Source organism: Pseudomonas fluorescens, assembly GCF_001708445.1.
Classification (GTDB): Bacteria; Pseudomonadota; Gammaproteobacteria; order Pseudomonadales; family Pseudomonadaceae; genus Aquipseudomonas; species Aquipseudomonas gorinensis.
The window spans coordinates 3,716,664-3,730,962 of record NZ_CP015637.1; the positions used below are offsets into that span (position 1 = coordinate 3,716,664).

Sequence of the window (14,299 nt, forward strand, 5' to 3'; positions counted from 1 at the left end):
CAGCAGGATTCAGCTGATATTGAGCCGATCCAACAAGCTGTACCAAGCCACCCCCGCACCAATGTAAAACCGCTGCAACCCATGCATCGGCAAGCGCTGCAACGGCGTCACCGGGTAGGCAAACTCCGCCTTGCTGTCACATAACCGTCCCGCCAATTGCTGGCCCAGGCTGGTACACAGCGCAATCCCCCGCCCGTTGCAGCCCAGCGCCAACGTCAGCCCCGGCGCAGGTTCGTGTACGTGGGGCATGAAATCCCGGGTGATCGCGATTCGCCCGGCCCAGCGATACTCGAATTCCAACGGCCCCAACTGCGGAAACAGCAACGCCAATGATCGTTCCAGATGCGCGAAATCCGCAGGCGAGGAGGGATCGTTGAACAGCCCGCGCCCGCCCATCAGTAAGCGGCCGTGACTGTCTTTACGAAAGTACAACAGCAAGCGCTGCGCCGTGGACACGGTTTCCTGCCCCGGCAGGATACTCTCGGCCGCGGGCCCGCTCAGCGGCTTGGTGGCGACGATAAAACTGTTCGCTGCCAGGATGCTCTGCGCCATGCCCGGCCACAGGTTGCCACTGTAGCCATTGGTCGCCAGCACCACTTGGTCGGCGCTCACTTGCGCACCACCAGCGGTTTGCAAGTGCCAGCCAGCACCCTGGCGCTGCAATGCCGTCACTGCGCTGTGACCATGAATGCGCACACCCGCCGCCGACGCCGCGCCCACCAGCCCACGGGCATACGCCAACGGCTGAAGCGCCCCGGCGCGACCGTCCAGCCAGCCACCGGCAAACGCCTCGCTGCCCATGCGCGCAGCCACTGCCGCCGCGTTCAGGCGCTGCACGGGGACACCCCGGCTGGCCCACTGATCCGCCCGTGCGTGCAGCCCGGCGACGCCTTTTTTGCTGTATGACACCTGCATCCAGCCTTTGCGTACCGGTGCGCAATCAATCCCGTGCTTTTCGATCAGGTTGAACACCAGGTCCGCCGAGTTCGAGACGGTCGAGATCAATGGTTCGGCGCGCTCCGGCCCGAGCATCCGCACCAGTTGTTCAGGGTCGTATTTGAGCGTCGGGTTGACCTGCCCACCGTTGCGCCCGGACGCCCCCCAGCCCGGTTCGTTAGCTTCCAGTACACACACGCTGACCCCGCGCTCGGCCAGATGCAGCGCCGTCGACAGCCCGGTATAGCCAGCACCGACAATCGCCACATCGACCTTCACCGATTCACTCAGGGCAGGCGTCGGTATCACCGACGGCGCCGTCGCCGACCACAATGACTTCATGACAGGCTCCGCGTATCGCCAGTGGGGTGCAGCACCCGCCGCAGGAAATCCTGGGTACGTGGATGCTGCGGATTGCCCAGCACTTGCTCGGCCGCGCCGCTTTCGACGATGTAGCCGCCATGCAGGAAGCACACGCGGTCGGCCACTTCCCGTGCAAAGCCCATTTCGTGAGTGACGACAATCATGGTCATGCCTTCATCGGCCAGGGTGCGCATCACCGCCAGCACGTCGCCCACCAGTTCCGGGTCGAGGGCCGAGGTGGGTTCGTCGAACAGCATGGCTTCGGGTTTCATCGCCAGGGCGCGGGCGATGGCCACGCGTTGTTGCTGGCCGCCGGAGAGCTGTTCCGGGTAGGCGTCGGCCTTGGCACTCAGGCCGACTTTTTCCAGCAGCACCAGGGCTTCCTCGCGGGCCTGCTTGAGCGGTTCGCCTTTGACGTACACCGGGCCTTCCATGACGTTTTCCAGCACGGTGCGATGGGGGAACAGGTTGAAGCGCTGGAACACCATGCCCATGCGGCTGCGCAGGGCGTGAACGGTTTTACTGGCGCGCTGCACGGTTTCGCCGAACACGTTGATGTGGCCGCCGTCATAGGCTTCCAGCGCATTGATGCAGCGCAGCAGGGTGGATTTTCCTGAGCCCGACGGACCGATCAGGCACACCACTTCACCCTTGGCCACGTCCAGGTCCACGCCGTGCAGCACGCGGTGGCTGCCGTAGTGTTTTTGCAGTTGGCGTATCTCGATCATGCTTTTTTCCTCCGGCCCAGGTGCTGTTCCATTCGACGCAAGCCATACACCAGCGGCAGGCTCATCAGCAGGTAGAGCAGGGCGACCAGGGTATAGACGGTCATGTTCTGGAAGGTCGACGAGGCGATCAGTTGGCCCTGGCGGGTCATCTCGGCCACGGTGATGGTCGACACCAGCGACGAGTCCTTGAGCATCATCACCAGGGTGTTGCCGTAGGGCGGCAGCGCGATGCGAAACGCCTGGGGCAGGATCACCCGGCGCATCATCAATGCTGAGCGCATGCCCAGCGCTTCGGCGGCTTCGCGCTGGCCCTGTTCCACGGCGATGATGCCGGTGCGAAAGTTCTCGGCCTGGTACGCCGAGTAGGCGATGCCCATGCCGATCACCCCGGCATAGAACGCTGTGAGGTGCACCCCCATGTCCGGCAGCACGAAGTAGATGTAGAACAGTTGCACGATGATTGGCAGGCCACGGATCACATTGATGATGGTGCTCGCGGTCCACGACAGCACGCGGATCGGTGACAACTTGAGCAACGCCAGCACCAGGCCGATCGCGCTACTGAGCAGGAACGACAGTACGGTGATCTGGATCGTTACCCAGGCGCCCTGCAGCAAAATCGGCAGGAAGTCCTGGGCGTTCTGCAGGAATTCGGCCGGGTTCATGGGCGCACCTGGGTATCAAGCCCCCACTTCTTGAGGATGTTGTCCAGAGTGCCGTCGGCCTTGATGCTGGCGATGGCGGTGTTAAGGCGCGCGAGGGTTTCGGTGTCGCCCTTGCGCACCACCAGGCACACTTCGCCGACGTTGGCGGGCGTGTAGTCAGGGGCCAGTTTTACCCCTTTGAACAGCTTCTGGCGGATCTGGTACGCGACCACGGGTTGGTCACCGACCGCTGCCTTGATACGGCCCAGGGACAGGTCGCGGACCATCTCGCCGATCGAGTCATAGGTGCGGATTTCCTTGAAGATGCCCAGCTTGTTCAGTTGGTCATAGAAGATCGTACCGGCCTGTACGCCGACCACCTGGCCTTTGAGTGGCATCAAGTCCGGGTAGGCGGCGTTGTCCTCGGCGCTGATGATCAGGCCTTCCCCGTAGGCGTACACCGGCGCGCTGAAGTCGACGACCTTGGTGCGCTCTTGGGTCTTGAGCATGCCGGCGGAGATGAAGTCGAGCTTGCCGGACGTGAGGGAGGGGATCAGCGCGGCGAAGTTGGTCTGTTCGATCTGGCTGGTAAAGCCGCCAGCCTTGCCCACGGCCTCGGCCACATCGACCATCACGCCCTGGATGCTGTTGCTCTTGATATCGAGGAAGGTAAACGGCGAGCCGCTGGCCGTTGCACCGACTTTGTACGAGGACGCACCGGCGGCGTGCACAACGCCGACGCATAGGGTGGCGCACAGACCGAAGGCGAGGCGGCGAAACAAGGGCGAAAGACTGTTCATCGGGTTACTCCATAAGGAAAACGGATTGTCAGTAGCGCTAGCGGCTACGGATGAAACCGCAAGCTCTATGCCATTTCGATGAATAAAAATCGTATGTCGCTATAGAAAATAGAAAAAATGAACTGTTCGTATCGGTATGCGATTATTAATGGTCTATTTTGGCAATTTAGGGTAGAAATATCGCTACGTCTGACTGACCCCGCCCGTGAGTTCGCCATGTCCGAAGAACGCAACAGTTTGCACAACCAATCCCTGGAAAAAGGCCTGTCGGTGCTCAAGGCATTCAGCGCCCAGCGCCGTAGCATGAGCCTTGCAGAGGTGGCGGACGCCGCCGGCATGACCAAAAGCTCCGCCCAGCGCATGGTGTTTACCCTCGAAAGCCTGGGTTACCTTCGGAAACACTCCCGCACCCGGCATTACCAACTCACCCCGCGGGTGCTGGAGTTGGGCTTCAGTTATCTGGATGCGCATTCGCTGATCGAAGTGGCCAACCCGTTTCTGTCGGAACTCACGCGCTTGACCGGCGAGACCTCGTGCCTCACCGAGCCGGCGGGCTACGACATGACCTACATCGCGCGCTTCGTCAGTTCAGGCTTTGTGCCGGTGCATATGCCCATCGGCTCGCGGGTGCCGATGTACTGCACGGCATCGGGGCGGGCGTATTTGAGTGCGCTGCCGCAGGAGGAAGCGTTGGCGTTGATCGAGAACAGCCAGCGCATTGCGCACACCAGCCAGACATTGACTGAGGTCGACAGGATTCTGGATTCGTTGCAGCTGGTGAGAGAGCAGGGTTATGCAGTGAATGGCCAGGAGTTGTTTCTGGGCGACATGACTATCGGCGCGCCAGTGCTCGGTGCGAATGGCCGCCCGGTGGCAGCGGTGCATGTGGTGGCGCCGACCAGTCGGTGGAGCAGGGCGGATGCGGAGAAGCAATTGGCGCCGGCACTGTTGCAATGCTCAAGGGCACTGAGCAACTCAGCCCGGAACCTGGAATAACAGACACCCTGAAACCCAATGTGGGAGGGGGCTTGCCCCGATTACAGTGTGTCAGTCAATACAGCTGTGACTGATCTACCGCTATCGGGGCAAGCCCCCTCCCACATGTTGGTTCGGTCTGCTATCGCCTATCAGGCAATCGCATCCCAGGCCCGATCACCGTGCTCGTCCTTGATCCGCGTCGGCAAGCCCATCACGTCCAGCGCCTTGAGGAATGGCTCAGCTGGCAATTCCTCAACGTTGGCCATGCGCTTTACATCCCACTCACCGCGGGCAACCAACAGGGCGGCAGCCACCGGTGGAACGCCGGCGGTGTAGGAAATGCCCTGGCTGTCAGTCTCGGCAAAGGCTTCTTCGTGATCCGCCACGTTGTAGATGAACACTTCGCGCGGCTGGCCATCCTTGGTGCCTTTGACCAGGTCACCGATGCAGGTCTTGCCGGTGTAGCCGGGGGCGAGGGAGGACGGGTCGGGCAGTACGGCCTTGACCACTTTCAACGGCACCACTTCCAGGCCTTCGGCGGTTTTCACCGGCTTTTCGGAAAGCAGGCCGAGGTTGTTCAGCACGGTGAATACGTTGATGTAGTGCTCGCCGAAGCTCATCCAGAAACGCACGTTGGGCACGTCGAGGTTTTTCGACAGCGAGTGCACTTCATCGTGGCCGGTCAGGTAGAGGTTCTGCGAGCCGACCACCGGCAGGTCGTCGGTGCGCTTGACTTCGAACATGGTGTTGCTGGTCCACTGGCTGTTCTGCCAGCTCCACACCTGTCCGGTGAATTCGCGGAAGTTGATTTCCGGATCGAAATTGGTGGCGAAGTATTTGCCATGGGAGCCGGCATTGACGTCGAGAATGTCGATCGAATCAATGCGGTCGAAATGCTGTTGCTGCGCCAGCGCGGCGTACGCGTTGACGACACCCGGGTCGAAGCCCACGCCAAGGATGGCGGTGATGTTCTTCTGTTTGCACTCTTCCAGGTGGTTCCATTCGTAGTTGCCGTACCACGGCGGGGTCTCGCAGACCTTGCCCGGCTCTTCGTGGATGGCGGTGTCGAGGTACGCGACGCCCGTGTCGATGCAGGCACGCAGTACCGACATGTTGAGGAACGCGGAACCTACGTTGATGACGATCTGCGATTCGGTCTCGCGGATCAGGGCCTTGGTCGCTTCCACGTCCAGGGCGTTCAGCGCGAAGGCTTGGATATCGGCGGGTACCTTGAGGCTACCCTTGGCCTTGACGCTGTCGATGATGGCCTGGCATTTGGAGATGTTGCGCGACGCGATAGCAATACGACCGAGTTCGTCGTTGTGCTGCGCGCACTTGTGGGCCACCACCTTGGCGACACCTCCTGCACCAATGATAAGAACGTTCTTTTTCAATTGCTTTATCTCTCCTTTATCCGCCAGCTTACGAAAGGCTGGACAGGTAGTCGTCGTAACCAAATTCACGAACCACCTCGACTGTACCGTCGAGTTGTTTCACTACGATGGACGGCATTTTCAGGCCGTTGAACCAGTTTTTCTTGACCATGGTGTAGCCCGCGGTGTCGATGAACGACAGCCGATCGCCGATGGCCAGCGGACGATCGAATTGATACTCGCCAAAGATGTCCCCGGCCAGGCAGGATTTGCCGCACACCATGTAGGTGTGTTCACCCGCGCTTGGCGCCAGCTTGGCGTTGAGGCGGTAGATCAGCAGGTCCAGCAGGTGGGCTTCGATGGAGCTGTCGACCACGGCGAGGTGCTTGCCGTTGTAGAGGGTGTCGAGCACCGTGACTTCCAGCGAAGCGCTGTTAGTGATCGCGGCTTCGCCGGGCTCCAGGTAGACCTGCACGTCGTACTTCTGCGAGAACGCCTTGAGGCGCTGGCAGAAGGCGTCGATGGCATAGCCTTCACCGGTGAAGTGGATGCCGCCGCCGAGGCTGACCCAGTTGACCTTGTGCAGCAGCGCGCCGAAGCGTTCTTCGATGGTGTTCAGCATCTGGTCGAACAGGTTGAAGTCGCCGTTCTCGCAGTTGTTGTGGAACATGAAGCCGGAGATCTGCTCGATCACGCCTTCGATCTTCACCGGGTCCCATTCGCCCAGGCGGCTGAACGGGCGCGCCGGGTCGGCCAGCAGGTAGTCGGAGCTGCTCACCTGCGGGTTGACGCGCAGGCCACGGGTCTTGCCCTCGGAGCGCTCGGCAAAACGTTGCAGCTGGCTGATGGAGTTGAAGATGATCTTGTCGCAGTTGACCAGCATCTCTTCGATTTCATCGTCGGCCCAGGCCACGCTGTAGGCGTGTGCCTCACCTTCGAACTTCTGGCGACCGAGCTTCAACTCGTACAGCGACGACGAGGTGGTGCCGTCCATGTATTCCTGCATCAGGTCGAACACCGACCAGGTGGCAAAGCACTTGAGCGCCAGCAGGGCCTTGGCGCCGGACTGCTCGCGCACGTAAGCGATCTTCTGCATGTTGACCAGAAGCTTCTGTTTATCGATGAGGTAGTACGGCGTTTTGATCATTTTTGAGAGCCTGCGGCGGTGCCTGCCAAAAAAGGACACGCATTGTGCCCGCACTTGGATCGAATCGAAAGGTTAGCCGGCGGATTTCGCTGCGCCAGCTTTACGATCCTAACCACTGAGTATGACTATCTATGCATGGACACCGCGCTAATGTGGGAGGGGGCTTGCCCCCGATGGCGGTGCTTCAGCCAGCCTATTCTTCATTGATCCACCACTATCGGGGGCAAGCCCCTCCCACATGTTGGCCTATGTGACAGTGCTTCACTGCCATCAAACTGTCATCTCCCCACCACCTTCCTGCCACATTCCACCGTTACTGTCCTCGCCAATGAGATCGATCTCAAGCGAGTGAACATGACTGACCTGAAAGACGTTGCGCGGCTGGCTGGCGTATCCCGCGCGACCGCCGCCCGCACCTTTGCCTCCCCTGACCAGGTGCGCCCGGCGACCCGTGAACAAGTGTTCGCCGCCGCCCGTGAGTTGGGGTTTCGGCCCAACTTGCTGGGCCGCCAACTGCGCCTGCAAACCACCCAGTTGATCGGCGTGGTGGTGCCCAACCTGCTCAATCCGGTGTTCGCCGAACAGTTCCAGGCCATGGAACGTGCTGCGCGGTTGCGTGGCTACAGCCTGGTGCTGGCGACCACCGACTACAGCAGCGAGCGCGAATGCATTGTGGTGGAGGAGTTGCTGCGCCAGCGCGTCGATGGCCTGGTGCTGACGGTCACCGATGCCGAAAGCAACAGCGTGCTCAGCAGCCTGAATACCGAAAAAACCCCGTTCGTGCTGGCCTATCACCAACCGAGCAACCCTAACTACAGCGCCGTATCGGTGGACAACCGCGCGGGCATGGCCCTGGCCACGCGCTACCTGCTGGAGGCCGGCCATCGACGCATCAGCATGGTCGCCGGCCCCGCCTTGCAGTCCGACCGCGCACGCCTGCGCTACGCCGGGTATTGCGATGCGATGAAGGAATACGCCCTCAAAAGCCGCGCAGTGATCGAAATGCCGGCGCACACCCAGGCCGAGTTCGCCGCGATCGAGCCGTTCCTGCGCGGCCCCGAGGCGCCGACTGCGTTGGTGTGCTCCAACGATTTCCTGGCGATCAGCCTGATCGCCGAACTGCGTCGCAACGGCTGGAATGTGCCCGAGCAACTGTCCGTGATGGGGTTCGACGGCATTGCCCTCGGCACCCAGATGCACCCGACCCTGTGCAGTGTGGTGCAGCCCATCGCACTGCTGGCCAGCACCGTGATTGATCAACTGCTGGCGCAGATCGCTGGCAATGCCCCGATTTCCCATTGCCTGCCTTGCCATGTCCGGCCGGGCGAAAGCACTCAACCCCATGAGGAGACTCTTGATGCGCGCATTCAGTAAAACCCTGGCAGCTGTGCTGCTGTGCGGTGTGGCCAGCCTGGCCCAGGCCGCCGATACCGCGATTTGCTACAACTGCCCGCCGGACTGGGCCGACTGGGGCACGCAACTCAAGGCCATCGCCGCCAGTACCGGGGTGCAAGTGCCCCTGGACAACAAGAACTCCGGCCAATCCCTGGCGCAACTGGTCGCCGAAAAGGCCGCGCCGGTCGCCGACGTGGTGTATTACGGCGTGACCTTCGGCCTGCAAGCGCAAAAGGCCGAAGTGGTCGACACCTACAAGCCCAAGGGCTGGGAGCAGATTCCCGCCGGCCTGAAAGACCCCGCCGGCCACTGGTTCGCGATCCACTCCGGCACCTTGGGCATCATGGTCAACGTCGATGCATTGGGCGGCCTGCCGGTGCCGCAAAGCTGGGCAGACCTGCTCAAGCCGCAATACAAAGGCATGGTCGGTTACCTCGATCCATCCAGCGCGTTTGTCGGCTATGTATCCGCCGTGGCGATCAACCGCGCCCTGGGCGGCGACCTGGATAACTTCGCCCCGGCCATCGACTACTTCCAGAAACTGGCGAAAAACGCCCCCATCGTGCCCAAGCAAACTGCCTATGCGCGGGTGCTGTCCGGCGAGTTGCCGATCCTGGTGGACTACGACTTCAACGCCTACCGCGCCCGCTACAAGGACAAGGCCAACGTCGCCTTCGTGATCCCGCAGGAAGGCAGCATCAGCGTGCCCTATGTGATGAGCCTGGTCGCCAACGCGCCCCATCGCGCCAACGCTGAAAAGGTCCTCGACTTCGTGCTGTCTGACGAAGGCCAGGCACTCTGGGCCAAGGCTTACCTGCGCCCGGTACGGCCGATGAAGATGCCCGCCGAGGTCGCCGCCCAGTTCCTGCCTGACAGTGACTATGCGCGTGCCGGTGTGGTGGATTACCAAAAAATGGCCGCTGTGCAGGAAGCCTTTGCCGCCCGTTATCTGAACGAGGTCAAGTAAGTGGCCGCATCGGCAAAACATGCAGCCTGGGCGCTGGCCCCGGCCTTTGCAGTGCTGCTCGCGTTCTGGCTGTTGCCGTTGGCGCACTTGATGGTGCTCGGCGCCGAGAGCCGTGACAGCCATGGCAGTGGTTATTGGCAGGTACTGAGCAGTTCGCAGTATTTGGGCAGCCTGGCGCAAACCTGCGCGCTTGCTGTTTTCGTGACACTGGTGGCGTTGTTGATTGGCGGCATCAGCGGCGTCTTCCTGGCGCGCCAGCGTTTTTTCGGTCGCTCGGCGCTGGTGGCGTTGTTGACGTTTCCACTGGCGTTTCCGGGCGTGGTGGTGGGCTTCCTGGTGATCCTGTTGGCCGGGCGCCAGGGGTTGCTGGCCTCTTTGGGCCTGCAACTGGCCGGTGAACGCTGGATCTTTGCCTACTCGCTGGCCGGGCTGTTTGTCGGCTATCTGTACTTTTCGATCCCGCGGGTGATCCTCACGGTGATGGCGGCGTGCGAAAGCCTCGACCGCAGCCTGGAGGAAGCCGCACATTCCCTGGGGGCCGGGCACTGGCGCGTGGTGTGCGACGTGATCGTACCGGGCCTGGCGCCGGCGCTGGCGTCGTGTGGGGCGATCTGTTTCGCCACCTCCATGGGCGCCTTCGGCACTGCGTTCACCTTGGGCACACGCCTGAATGTCACCCCGGTGGCGATCTACAACGTGTTCACCAACTATGCCAACTTCGCCGTGGCCGCCGCGCTGTCGGTGGTGCTCGGTGCGGTGACCTGGGCGGTCCTGTTGCTGACGCGACGCCTGGTGAAAAACGCGGGGACGGTCCTGTGAAGCGCTCATCGCTGTTTGTGATTCAACTGCTGTTCACTTTGCTGGTGTGCGCCTTCATGTTGGTGCCGGTGCTGATGTCATTGCTGGCTGGGTTGACGCGCAATTTCTTTGTCGGCCTGTCCAGCGGCCTGACCTTCGACTGGTTGATCCAGGTGTGGCAGGCCTATTCGCCCACCGTATGGCTGTCGCTGCAATTGGCCGTGGCATGCGCAGTGTGCGTGTGTGTGATCGGCGTACCGGCGGCCTATGCCTTGGTACGCATGAACAACCGTTTCAGCCGCGCCTTCGAGGAACTGATGGTGCTGCCGGTGGCCATGCCGGGCCTGGCCAGTGCGTTGGCCTTGCTGCTGACCTATGGCCAGTTCGGCGGCTTTCGTAGCAGCTGGCTGTTCATCCTGGTTGGCCATGTGCTGTTTACCTTGCCGTTCCTGGTACGCCCGGTGATGGCGGTGATGCAACGCCAGCAACTGCCGGTGCTGGAAGAGGCCGCGGCCAGCCTCGGCGCCGGGCCGATCAAGCGCTTTTTCAGCGTGGTAGTGCCCAACTGCCGGGCAGGGATTCTGGCGGGCGTGCTGATGGTCGTGACCTTGTCGCTGGGCGAATTCAACCTGACCTGGATGCTCCATACACCGATGACCAAGACCCTGCCGGTGGGCCTGGCCGACAGCTACGCTTCGGCGCGCCTGGAAATCGCCAGCGCCTACACCCTTATCTTTTTGCTGATGATCGTGCCGCTGTTGATTGCGTTGCAGGCCATCAGTGCGCGTCTGTCCCGTGGAGAGCGTCGATGACTGCTATCACTATTCGTCTCAAGGGCTGCCGTAAGGCTTTCGCCGACGGCACCGTGGCGGTGCATGACTTGGACCTGACCGTCGAAGGCGGTGAAACCCTGGCGATTCTCGGCCCGTCGGGCTGTGGCAAAACCACCACCTTGCGCCTGATCGCCGGCCTGGAACGCCCGGATGTGGGCCAGGTGTTGTTCGGCGACCAGGACGTCACCCGCCTGCCCATTGAGCGCCGCGATGTGGGCATGGTGTTCCAGAATTACGCGCTGTTTCCCAACTTGGATGTGGCGGGGAATATCGTCTACGGCTTGAAGATTCGCGGCATGTCGTCACTGGCGCGCAATAAGCGCTGCGAGGAATTGCTCGAGCTGGTGGGCCTGCAAAATCACGGCAAACGCAGTATCCACGAATTGTCCGGTGGCCAGCGTCAACGCGTGGCCTTGGCCCGTGCCTTGGCGCCACGCCCCAAAGTGCTGTTGCTGGATGAACCGCTGGCGGCCCTGGATGCGCAGTTGCGCGAGCGCCTGCGCAGCGAGCTGAATGAGCTGCTGCGCGGCCTTGGTATCACCTCGGTATTTGTCACCCACGACCAGGGCGAAGCCATGGCCCTGGGCGATCGTATCCTGGTGATGGAGCACGGCCGTGTCGCGCAACTGGCCAGCCCACGGGAGATCTACCAGAAACCGGCCAATGCGTTCGTCGCCGGTTTTGTCGGCAACCTCAATGCCTTTGCCGTCACCTCGCGAACCGCCCATGGCCTGAAAGTCTGCGGCGGCGAGCTGCCGTGGCGGGCCGCCGACATGCCCAATACGGTGTACTGCCGCCCCGAACACCTACGGGTGATGGAGAGCGAAGGGCACCTGCACGGGCATCTGCTCGCGCAGTTCTTCCAGGGCGCCCAGAGCCGCCTGCTGGTGGATGTGGGTGGCCTGCAACCGCTGCTGGTGGACAGCAGCGACAACCAGCTGCATGTCGTCGGCGCGCCGATTGCCTTGGCCGTTGCGCCGCACATGTTGTTTACCCTGAATGCGTGAGAGTCGACTTTTGAAGCGTCCGTTTCTTGTTGCACAGATCAGCGATCTGCACCTTAAAGCCGGCCAGCGCCTGACCTATGGGGTTGTCGATACCCTGGGCGCACTGCGCCGTGCCGTCGACCATTTGAACGCCAGCCACCCACGGCCCGACATTGTGGTGGTCAGCGGTGACCTGGTGGACTTCGGCCGCGCCGATGAATACGCCGTGCTGCACCCTGAACTCGCGCGCCTGCACATGCCGTGCTACCTGGTGCCGGGCAACCACGACACCCGCGGGCCGTTGCTCGACGCATTCCGCGATCATGCCTATTTGCCTTTGTCGGCAGAGCAGCCGTTGGACTGGGTGGTGGACGAGCATCCGCTGCGCCTCATCGGCCTGGACTCGACTATCCCCGGTGGGCATGGCGGCCAGCTCCTGGACAGCCAATTGCAGTGGCTGGATGAGCAACTGGCGCGACGTCCTGACACGCCGACGTTGCTGATCCTGCACCATCCGCCGTTTGTCAGCGGCATCGGCCATATGGACCGCGAACCCTTTATCAACGCCGCCGCGCTGGAGCGCGTCGTGGCGCGCCACCCGCAAGTGGAACGCCTGTTGTGCGGGCACCTGCACCGGCCGATGCAGCGGCGCTTTGGCGGCAGCTTGAGTTGTGTGTGTCCCGGCACCTCCCATCAGATCGTGCTGGACCTGCAAGACGCCGCGCCCGCGCATTTCAACCTGGAACCGGCGGGGTATTTGTTGCATCGCTGGGATGCGCAACACGGCTTGATCAGCCACAACGGCGTGTTCGGGGATTACCCGGGGCCGTATCCGTTCTATGACGCTCATGGATTGATTGACTGAGGTTTACGGAGGTTTCACTTCACTCAACCAGGTAACTAACTAAGCACTAAGCAACTGAATAACCGTTAACGCCCCGGCCAATGTCACGTTTGGCCGACGGCATCCTGCTGCCCATTTTTTGCGCCCGGAACTTGGATTCCGCGCCGGAGTTCGTCCTGATGAAAGCCACGTTGAATGTATTGAGTGTATTGACCGGTGGCCTGGGTATTGCCCTGAGCCCCTTGGCGTCTGCTGACTTTTTGAGCGACAGCCAAGCCAACTTGAGTATGCGTAACTTCTACTTCAACAACGACAACCGCGACGGCACGGCGGCACCGTCGAAGACCGAAGAGTGGGGCCAGGCGTTTATCCTCAATTACCAGTCGGGTTTTACCGACGGCACCGTCGGCTTTGGCCTGGACGCCATCGGCATGCTCGGCGTGACCCTCGACAGCGGCGCCGGTCGCCATGTGGGCAGTTCGATGATCCCCAACGATGACGGCAAGGCCGCCGACAATTGGGCCCGTGGCGGTGCCACCGCGAAGGCGCGTTTCGCCAAGACCGAAGCGCGTTACGGCTACCTGCGCCCGAACCTGCCGATCCTGGTGAGCAACGACGGCCGCCTCTTACCGCAATCGTTCGAAGGCGGCCAGGTGACCAGCAAAGACATCGACAACCTGACGTTGATCGGCGGCCAGCTCCAGCACGCCACGGGGCGCGGCTCCAGCGACAGCAGTGGCCTGGCAGCAGCCGGCGGCACCCGCGAAAGCAATAAATTCACCTACGCCGGTGCGGACTACCAACTGACCAAGGACCTGATGGTCCAGTACTACTACGCCAACCTCGAAGACTATTACCAGCAACACTTCGCCGGGTTGATCCACGTGTTGCCGTTGGGTGACTACGGCTCATTGAAAACCGACCTGCGTTACTTCAAGACCACCTCGGACGGCAAAAACAGCAGCGCCGCGGGGCGTGCCGAAGGCTACAAGTTCAGCGGCTATACCAAAAACGGCAGCGGTGAAATCGACAACAACACCTGGAGTGCAGCCTTCATTTACTCCCTGGGGCCGCATGCGATTACCGCGGGTTACCAGCAAGTGTCCGATGACAGCAACTTTGCCCAACTCAACCAAGGCGGCCTGGCGAGCAAAGGGGAGGGCGGTTCGAGCCTGTACCTCTACACCGACCGTACGGTGCAGACCTTTATCCAGGCCGGCGAACGCACCGCCTTCGCCCAGTATGCCTATGACTTTACAGCGCTGGGCGTGCCGGGTTTGAAGGCGTCGATGATGTATTTGAAAGGTGACCATATCCTCACCGCCAGCGGCAATAACGCCAGCGAGTGGGAACGGGATATCGGCCTGGACTACGTGGTGCAGGGCGGCACCTTCAAGAACGTCGGGTTCGGCTGGCGCAACGGCGTGTCGCGCAGCGAGGTCGCGCGGGACCAGGATCAGAACCGGGTGTTTGTGAATTACTCGATTCCGTTGATGTAACCGGCCGA

General features: G+C 61.7%; 14 protein-coding genes. 8 read left to right on the plus strand and 6 right to left on the minus strand.

The window, feature by feature from the left end; genetic code table 11:
* Nucleotides 1-9: 9 nt before the first annotated feature.
* Genes A7317_RS16315 through A7317_RS16330 form a run of 4 tightly spaced genes read right to left on the minus strand, consistent with a single transcriptional unit; the run spans nt 10 to nt 3,471 of the window.
* The gene (locus tag A7317_RS16315; protein WP_069076327.1) at nt 10-1,278 is read right to left on the minus strand and encodes an NAD(P)/FAD-dependent oxidoreductase; all 1,269 of its coding nucleotides are present in this window, start codon (nt 1,276-1,278) and stop codon (nt 10-12) included.
* Entirely contained in the window at nt 1,275-2,027 is a 753-nt protein-coding gene (locus A7317_RS16320; protein WP_024075985.1) for an amino acid ABC transporter ATP-binding protein, read from the minus strand. The genes A7317_RS16315 and A7317_RS16320 overlap by 4 nt, the downstream gene beginning before the upstream one ends.
* Complete coding sequence (locus A7317_RS16325) at nt 2,024-2,692, minus strand: amino acid ABC transporter permease (protein ID WP_024075984.1); 669 nt, start codon at nt 2,690-2,692, stop codon at nt 2,024-2,026. Before A7317_RS16325 ends, A7317_RS16320 begins: the two co-directional genes overlap by 4 nt.
* Nucleotides 2,689-3,471 (minus strand): ABC transporter substrate-binding protein, encoded by a 783-nt coding sequence (locus A7317_RS16330; RefSeq protein ID WP_069076328.1) that lies wholly within the window; start codon nt 3,469-3,471, stop codon nt 2,689-2,691. Before A7317_RS16330 ends, A7317_RS16325 begins: the two co-directional genes overlap by 4 nt.
* A gap of 216 nt (nt 3,472-3,687) precedes the next feature.
* Between A7317_RS16330 and A7317_RS16335 the strand changes: the two genes are divergently transcribed.
* Nucleotides 3,688-4,467 carry an IclR family transcriptional regulator gene (locus A7317_RS16335; protein WP_069076329.1) on the plus strand — a complete coding sequence of 260 codons (780 nt, stop codon included), beginning with the start codon at nt 3,688-3,690 and terminating at the stop codon, nt 4,465-4,467.
* A 131-nt stretch (nt 4,468-4,598) separates the two neighbouring features.
* On the opposite strand, the gene A7317_RS16340 is transcribed toward A7317_RS16335, so the two are convergent.
* Complete coding sequence (locus A7317_RS16340; RefSeq protein ID WP_024075981.1) at nt 4,599-5,843, minus strand: saccharopine dehydrogenase family protein; 1,245 nt, start codon at nt 5,841-5,843, stop codon at nt 4,599-4,601.
* Between the two features lie 28 nt (nt 5,844-5,871).
* Nucleotides 5,872-6,969, minus strand: coding sequence for a carboxynorspermidine decarboxylase (locus tag A7317_RS16345; protein ID WP_069076330.1), 1,098 nt, complete (start codon nt 6,967-6,969; stop codon nt 5,872-5,874).
* A 354-nt stretch (nt 6,970-7,323) separates the two neighbouring features.
* Between A7317_RS16345 and A7317_RS16350 the strand changes: the two genes are divergently transcribed.
* The 7 genes from A7317_RS16350 to A7317_RS16380 all read left to right on the plus strand — a co-directional run bounded on the left by A7317_RS16350 (nt 7,324) and on the right by A7317_RS16380 (nt 14,291).
* Nucleotides 7,324-8,343 (plus strand): LacI family DNA-binding transcriptional regulator, encoded by a 1,020-nt coding sequence (locus A7317_RS16350; RefSeq protein WP_024075979.1) that lies wholly within the window; start codon nt 7,324-7,326, stop codon nt 8,341-8,343.
* A complete protein-coding gene (locus A7317_RS16355; protein WP_069076331.1) occupies nt 8,327-9,331 on the plus strand; it encodes an ABC transporter substrate-binding protein in 1,005 nt (334 codons plus the stop codon). The genes A7317_RS16350 and A7317_RS16355 overlap by 17 nt, the downstream gene beginning before the upstream one ends.
* Nucleotides 9,332-10,150, plus strand: a complete 819-nt coding sequence (locus tag A7317_RS16360; protein ID WP_069076332.1) for an ABC transporter permease — start codon at nt 9,332-9,334, stop codon at nt 10,148-10,150.
* Nucleotides 10,147-10,941, plus strand: a complete 795-nt coding sequence (locus tag A7317_RS16365; RefSeq protein WP_024075976.1) for an ABC transporter permease — start codon at nt 10,147-10,149, stop codon at nt 10,939-10,941. Before A7317_RS16360 ends, A7317_RS16365 begins: the two co-directional genes overlap by 4 nt.
* Nucleotides 10,938-11,969 carry an ABC transporter ATP-binding protein gene (locus tag A7317_RS16370; RefSeq protein ID WP_069076333.1) on the plus strand — a complete coding sequence of 344 codons (1,032 nt, stop codon included), beginning with the start codon at nt 10,938-10,940 and terminating at the stop codon, nt 11,967-11,969. Before A7317_RS16365 ends, A7317_RS16370 begins: the two co-directional genes overlap by 4 nt.
* Nucleotides 11,970-11,979: 10 nt before the next feature.
* A complete protein-coding gene (locus tag A7317_RS16375; RefSeq protein WP_024075974.1) occupies nt 11,980-12,813 on the plus strand; it encodes a phosphodiesterase in 834 nt (277 codons plus the stop codon).
* Nucleotides 12,814-12,971: 158 nt separating this feature from the next.
* On the plus strand, nt 12,972-14,291 hold the full coding sequence (locus A7317_RS16380) for an OprD family porin (RefSeq protein WP_069077418.1): 1,320 nt from the start codon (nt 12,972-12,974) through the stop codon (nt 14,289-14,291).
* The last annotated feature ends 8 nt before the right edge of the window (nt 14,292-14,299 follow it).

Bases quoted from the DNA above. Each gene is read 5' to 3' on its own strand.
- A7317_RS16380 (WP_069077418.1), top strand. From the start codon at position 12,972: ATGAAAGCCACGTTGAATGTATTGAGTGTATTGACCGGTGGCCTGGGT.
- A7317_RS16320 (WP_024075985.1), bottom strand. From the start codon at position 2,027: ATGATCGAGATACGCCAACTGCAAAAACACTACGGCAGCCACCGCGTG.
- A7317_RS16355 (WP_069076331.1), top strand. From the start codon at position 8,327: ATGCGCGCATTCAGTAAAACCCTGGCAGCTGTGCTGCTGTGCGGTGTG.
- A7317_RS16350 (WP_024075979.1), top strand. From the start codon at position 7,324: ATGACTGACCTGAAAGACGTTGCGCGGCTGGCTGGCGTATCCCGCGCG.
- A7317_RS16330 (WP_069076328.1), bottom strand. From the start codon at position 3,471: ATGAACAGTCTTTCGCCCTTGTTTCGCCGCCTCGCCTTCGGTCTGTGC.
- A7317_RS16345 (WP_069076330.1), bottom strand. From the start codon at position 6,969: ATGATCAAAACGCCGTACTACCTCATCGATAAACAGAAGCTTCTGGTC.
- A7317_RS16335 (WP_069076329.1), top strand. From the start codon at position 3,688: ATGTCCGAAGAACGCAACAGTTTGCACAACCAATCCCTGGAAAAAGGC.
- A7317_RS16370 (WP_069076333.1), top strand. From the start codon at position 10,938: ATGACTGCTATCACTATTCGTCTCAAGGGCTGCCGTAAGGCTTTCGCC.
- A7317_RS16325 (WP_024075984.1), bottom strand. From the start codon at position 2,692: ATGAACCCGGCCGAATTCCTGCAGAACGCCCAGGACTTCCTGCCGATT.
- A7317_RS16315 (WP_069076327.1), bottom strand. From the start codon at position 1,278: ATGAAGTCATTGTGGTCGGCGACGGCGCCGTCGGTGATACCGACGCCT.